The organism is Pseudomonas sp. PICF141, assembly GCF_002286815.1.
Lineage (GTDB): Bacteria > Pseudomonadota > Gammaproteobacteria > Pseudomonadales > Pseudomonadaceae > Aquipseudomonas.
In genome coordinates this window covers 1-5,883 of record NZ_MUNM01000015.1, presented here as the reverse complement: position 1 = coordinate 5,883, position 5,883 = coordinate 1, and the positions used below count along the sequence as shown (strand labels likewise).

Below are 5,883 nucleotides of genomic sequence, written 5' to 3'. Positions count from 1 at the left end.
GGAAGCGGCGGCGGCAGGCTCCGTCCTTCTAGATTTTCGGTGACTGTTCGGGCCCCATCGCGGGCAAGCCACGCTCCCACAGGTTTTTCGTCGTCCGCCGATTTCGCAAACGGCACGAAACCTGTGGGAGCGTGGCTTGCCCGCGATGAACGATAACTCGGTCTGACTTGAATTCACTCCTCGCAAAAACCGCCCGACCAGCGCCAATTGCTTACCTCCCCCGCCTCTGCCACAATCGCGAACAATTCTCGTTACTTAACACTTCCCCTTCGGTGATGTTGCGTGTCGTCAGTCCAAAGCCCCCAGAGTGAGCTCGTTGGTGCGTTGTATCGCGACCATCGCGGTTGGCTATTAGCCTGGCTGCGGCGCAACGTCGCCTGTCCGCAACGGGCCGAAGACCTGAGCCAGGACACCTTCGTGCGCTTGCTGGGCCGTGACGAGCTGAAGGCGCCTCGCGAACCTCGGGCATTTCTGGTGGCGATCGCCAAGGGCCTGCTGTTCGACTATTTCCGCCGCGCCGCACTGGAACAGGCCTACCTCACCGAATTGATGCTGATTCCCGAAGGCGAACAGCCATCTGTGGAGGAACAGCAACTGATCCTCGAAGACCTCAAAGCCATCGACCACTTGCTGGGCAAGCTCTCGAGCAAGGCTCGGGCGGCGTTTCTCTATAACCGTCTCGACGGTCTCGGTCACGCCGAAATCGCTCAGCGTCTGGGGGTGTCGGTGCCGCGGGTTCGCCAATATCTGGCCCAGGGCATTCGCCAGTGCTACATCGCGCTTTACGGTGAACCGGTATGAGCCCGGTCAATTCCAGGCCCGTGTCGGCCCAGGTGCTGGACGCCGCGATTGCCTGGCAACTGTCGCTGGACTCCGGCAATGCAGTCGAGCGAGAAGAGTTCGCCAAATGGCATGCCGCCCACGAAGAACATGCGCGGGCCTGGCGTCAATTGGGGATGCTCGACCAGCGTTTCAGCGTCGCCAACGGCCCGGCCCGCACCGCCTTGCTGCAATCGCGTGAAAGCATTCGCAGGCGCGTACGCAAGCTCGGCAGCGGTCTGGCCAGCATTGTCGCGGTGATTGGCCTGGCGCTGTTCGCCGGTGATCGGTATCTGCCGATCGACTATTGGCTGGCCGACCAGCGCACCGCCACCGGCGAGCAGCGAACCTTGCGCCTGACTGACGGCACGCTGATCAACCTCAACACCCACAGCGCAGTGGATGTGCGCTTCGATGAGAAGCAGCGGTTGATCGTCCTTCTGGAAGGGGAAATCCTCGTCGAAACCGGTCATGGCGATCCGCGGCCGTTTATTGTCGAGACCCGCGAAGGCAGCATGCGAGCACTGGGGACACGGTTCCTGGTCAAGCGTGAAGACCAAGGCACGCGCCTGAGCGTGCTGAAATCAGCGGTCGCCGCCCATCCCGAATCGAGCCTCGAGGAACAGATTCTGCGCGAAGGCCAGCAAGTACTGATGCGCAGCAATGGCCTGGACCCGATCATCGCCCTCAACCTCGGCGCCGATGCCTGGACTCGCGGCATGCTGGTGGTGGACAACGCGCGGCTGGAAGATCTGGTCCAGGAACTCGCGCGCTATCGTCGCGGGCATCTTGGTGTTGCCCCAGACATCGCCGACCTGCGCATCACCGGCAGCTTTCCGCTGAACGATACTGACAAGGCGCTGAGTGCACTTTTACCGACCCTGCCGGTGCAGATCGAACAGCACACGCCGTGGTGGGTAACGGTTGCAGCAAAAACTGACGCTAAATGATCGTTCCCACGCTCTGCGTGGGAATGCAGCCCGTGACGCTCCGCGTCACATGCCGAAGCGGACGCGGAGCATCCATTGAGGCATTCCCACGCAGAGCGTGGGAACGATCCCTTAGTGACTGGTTTACTGAATAGAAATTATTTTCATCTTGCCCTATCACTTTTGGTTTTTCGTCCGGCACACAGGCAATTGAGAAATATTTCCATTCAGGAGCCGCTGTATGTCCCGTTCGCTAGACACTGTGTTGCGCCCCCGTTTATTGGCAATCGCCATCGCCCTTTTCGCCCCTTTGGCCAGCGCTCCACTGATGGCCGCCGAACAGGCGTCCAGCGTTCGCGCCTACAACCTGCCGGCTGCGCCATTGGCCAGCACCCTGAACCAGATTGCCAGCCAGGCCGGTCTGGCGCTGTCGTTGAATCCGTCGCTGGCGGCGGGTAAGAGCTCGGCCCCGGTGAAGGGCCAGTTCGACGCCACCGGCGCCCTGCGTGAAGCCCTGCGTGGCACCGGTCTGCAACTGGAACAGAGCAGCGCCGGCACCTTCAGCCTGGTGGCCGTGCCCGAGGGCGTGATGGCCTTGCCGGAAACCGCCGTCATTGGCCTGGAAAATGCGGAAACTGCCTGGAGCCCGGTCGAAGGTTACGTGGCCACGCGCACCGCCGCGGGCACCAAGACCGACACCGCGCTCGTCGAAGCGCCGCGTTCGATTTCCGTCGCTACCCGCCAGCAAATGGAAGATCGCGGTGTACAAAACCTCGATGACGCTGTGCGCTACATGCCTGGCATCGTTGCCAGCAGCTACGGCAGCGACGCCCGCGCCGACTGGTTGCTCGTGCGCGGTTTCGAACCGACGCAATTCCTCGATGGCCTGCCACTGCCAAAAGGCGTGTACGCCAATCCGAAACAGGAAACCTGGAACCTTGAGCGCCTCGCCCTGTTGCGCGGGCCGGCCTCTTCGGTTTACGGCCAGACCCCGCCGGGCGGTTTGCTGGACATGGTCAGCCGCCGTCCCAGCGCCGAATCGAGCAATGAAATCCAGCTGCAATACGGCAGCGACAACCATCGTCAAATCAACTTCGCCAGCACCGGCAAGATCGATGACGAAGGTCGGTTTATCTATAGCCTGAGCGGTGTACTGCGCGACAGCGGCACACAGATCGATCACATCGACGACAAACGCTACAACATTGCACCGAGCCTGACCTGGAACATCGACCCGGACACCAAGTTCACGTTGCTGACGCAATTTACCCGCGACGACACAGGCATCACCAGCCAGTTCCTGCCAGTGCAAGGCACGAAGATCGACTCGCCGCTCGGCGATATTTCCCATCACAAAAACCTCGGTGACCCGGACTGGGAATACTACGACCGCACCTATTACGCACTGGGTTACGCCTTTGAACATCGCTTGAATGATGTCTGGCAGTTCAAGCAGAACCTGCGTTACACCAAGTCGGACCTGTCCTTCCAGGCCCTCACCCCCGGCGCCTACCCGTTCACCCAAGTGGATGCCGAGGGCAACGTTGGCCGCTCGAGCACCAGTGTCGAGGAGGACATCAGCCAGTTCGCCGTGGATAACAACTTGCAGGGCGACTTCGCGACCGGCGACATCCGTCACACCCTGTTGATCGGCCTCGATCACCAGCGCACCAATACCAACTACCTCTCGATCTACGGTGACGGTCTGACGACTAACGTCAACAACCCGATCTATGGCCAGCCAATCGTTCGCCCGCCGCGCTCGACGGCGTTCTATGACTATGACCAGAAGACCTACCAGACCGGTTTGTACGTCCAGGACCAAATGGCCCTCGACCAATGGCGCTTGACCCTCGGCGGTCGTGAGGACTGGGTCCACACGGGCACCAAATTCTTCAACAAGGGTGATGCCACCAATACCGAACGGGACAAGAAATTCAGCGGCAACGCAGCGATCAGCTATGTGTTCGACTCGGGCTTCGTGCCCTACTTGTCCTACGCCGAGTCGTTCCAGCCGACGAGCAAAGCCACGGCATCGCCGACCGAGTCATTCAAGCCCACTGAAGGCAAGCAATGGGAGCTGGGCATCAAGTACCAACCGCCAGGCAGCAACACCCTGCTGACGGCTGCGGTTTATGACCTGACCCAGAAAAACGTCTCCGTCACCACGACCAACTCGGACAACGTCTCGATTACCAGCCAGACCGGCGAAGTGAAGGTCAAGGGCCTGGAGCTGGAAGCCGTTTCCGACGTCACCGACAACCTGAAAGTCATCGCCGCCTATACCTTGGCCAAGTCCGAAGTGCAAAAGGGTGACTACAAGGGCAATCGTCTGCAACTGATGCCTAACCAGCAAGCTTCTCTGTGGGCTGATTACACCTGGCACAACGGTGTACTGAATGGGTTCGGCATCGGTGCCGGCGCACGCTACACCGGCAATACTTATGGCGACCAGGGCAACACCTGGCTGGGCAAGGCTGATGCCTACACGGTGTTCGATGCGGCGGTTCATTACGATTTGGGCCGTCTGGATAACAGTCTGAAAGGCGCGTCACTGGCATTGAATGCCACCAACCTGCTCGACAAGGACTACATCTCCACTTGCGACAGCTTCTACTGCTACTACGGCGACCAACGCAGCGTTGTCGCCAGTGCTACGTACAAGTGGTAATCGCCTGAACTGACACGCCCAAGACCCGAGCCGTCCTGCCTGGACGGCTTTGGTATTTCTGAAGGCTATGAAGTGAAATGAAAAGTAAAACCATCCGCCGCTGGTCATTCGTTCATACCTGGACCAGCCTGATCTGCACGGTTTTCCTGCTGATGCTGGCCCTCACCGGCCTGCCGCTGATCTTCCACCACGAGATCGACCACTTGCTGGGCGATGCTGCTGAACTGAAGCAAATGCCGGCGGACACCCCGCAGTTGAATTTGGCGCAGCTGGTGCAAGCGGCTGAAAAGCATCGCCCCGGCGAGGTGATGCAGTATTTCGGCTACGACGACGAAGACCCTAACGGCATGATCGCGATCATGGCGCCCACCGCCGGCACCGAGCCGAATTCGTCCCACACCTTCATGCTCGACGCTCGCACCGGTGAAGCCTTGGAAATGCCCTCGGCCAATGGCGGGCTGATGATGGTCATGCTGCGTTTGCACGTGGACATGTTCGCCGGCCTGCCGGGCAAGTTGCTGCTGGCGTTCATGGGAATTCTGTTTGTGCTGGCGATCGTTTCCGGGACGGTGCTGTACCTGCCGTTCATGCGCCGTTTGAAATTCGCCACCGTGCGCCACGACAAATCCACCCGCTTGCGTTGGCTCGATCTGCATAACCTGATTGGCGTGGTGACGCTGACCTGGGCGCTGGTGGTCGGCGTGACGGGCGTGATCAGCGCCTGTGCCGACCTGTTGATCGAAGCGTGGCGCAACGACAGCCTGAGTGCGATGGTTGCGCCGTATCGCGACGCGCCGCCATTGACACAACTGGCACCCGCCACCCGCTTGCTCGACATCGCCAAGGAAGTCGCACCGGGCATGCAGCCCGACTTCATCGCCTTCCCCGGTACGCGGTTTTCCAGCGAACACCATTACGCTGTGTTCATGAAAGGCAGCACCCACCTGACCTCGCACCTGCTGACCCCGGTGCTGATCGACGCTAGCACTCTGCAAGTCACCGCGGTTGCCGAGCGGCCGTGGTACATGGACGCCATGGGCATGTCGCAGCCGCTGCACTTCGGGGATTACGGCGGTATGCCGATGAAAATCCTCTGGGCGACCCTCGATGTGCTGACCATCATTGTGCTCGGCAGTGGGGTCTATTTGTGGGTGGTGCGGCGCAAGGTGGCGAAACCGGTACTTGAAAACGTGGAGAGTCCGGCATGAGACCGAGACAGTCGAGCTTCTGGAAGGTCTTCGCCACGCCCACCGTCATCGCCCTGCTCAGCGCCGCGGGGCTGTTTGCCGCGTTGCTGGGCGATGGCGTGTGGGATGCATTGAGCTGGCTCGGGCTGGGCATCCCCGCCGTCCTCGCCTTGCGCGGATTTCTGCAACACCGCTAAAAACGGTAGGAGCGAGGCTTGCCCGCGAAAGCGGAGTGTCATTCAACGCTGATGCCGACTGGCACTCCGCTTTCGCGGGC

The 5,883-nt window shown here is 60.6% G+C and carries 5 protein-coding genes; all 5 read left to right on the top strand.

What is annotated here, in order from left to right; all coding sequences use genetic code 11:
* Positions 1-282 precede the first annotated feature (282 nt).
* The 5 genes from BZL43_RS01175 to BZL43_RS01155 all read left to right on the top strand — a co-directional run bounded on the left by BZL43_RS01175 (position 283) and on the right by BZL43_RS01155 (position 5,803).
* A complete protein-coding gene (locus BZL43_RS01175; RefSeq protein ID WP_095630604.1) occupies positions 283-801 on the top strand; it encodes an RNA polymerase sigma factor in 519 nt (172 codons plus the stop codon).
* Complete coding sequence (locus BZL43_RS01170; RefSeq protein WP_095630603.1) at positions 798-1,769, top strand: FecR domain-containing protein; 972 nt, start codon at positions 798-800, stop codon at positions 1,767-1,769. Before BZL43_RS01175 ends, BZL43_RS01170 begins: the two co-directional genes overlap by 4 nt.
* A gap of 220 nt (positions 1,770-1,989) precedes the next feature.
* Entirely contained in the window at positions 1,990-4,419 is a 2,430-nt protein-coding gene (locus tag BZL43_RS01165; RefSeq protein ID WP_095630602.1) for a TonB-dependent siderophore receptor, read from the top strand.
* Between the two features lie 77 nt (positions 4,420-4,496).
* Entirely contained in the window at positions 4,497-5,627 is a 1,131-nt protein-coding gene (locus BZL43_RS01160) for a PepSY domain-containing protein (protein WP_095630601.1), read from the top strand.
* Complete coding sequence (locus BZL43_RS01155) at positions 5,624-5,803, top strand: hypothetical protein (RefSeq protein ID WP_095630600.1); 180 nt, start codon at positions 5,624-5,626, stop codon at positions 5,801-5,803. Before BZL43_RS01160 ends, BZL43_RS01155 begins: the two co-directional genes overlap by 4 nt.
* Positions 5,804-5,883: the final 80 nt, after the last annotated feature.

What these genes read in the sequence shown, in the direction of transcription:
- BZL43_RS01170 (WP_095630603.1), top strand. Translation starts at nt 798, where the DNA reads ATGAGCCCGGTCAATTCCAGGCCCGTGTCGGCCCAGGTGCTGGACGCC.
- BZL43_RS01165 (WP_095630602.1), top strand. Translation starts at nt 1,990, where the DNA reads ATGTCCCGTTCGCTAGACACTGTGTTGCGCCCCCGTTTATTGGCAATC.
- BZL43_RS01160 (WP_095630601.1), top strand. Translation starts at nt 4,497, where the DNA reads ATGAAAAGTAAAACCATCCGCCGCTGGTCATTCGTTCATACCTGGACC.
- BZL43_RS01155 (WP_095630600.1), top strand. Translation starts at nt 5,624, where the DNA reads ATGAGACCGAGACAGTCGAGCTTCTGGAAGGTCTTCGCCACGCCCACC.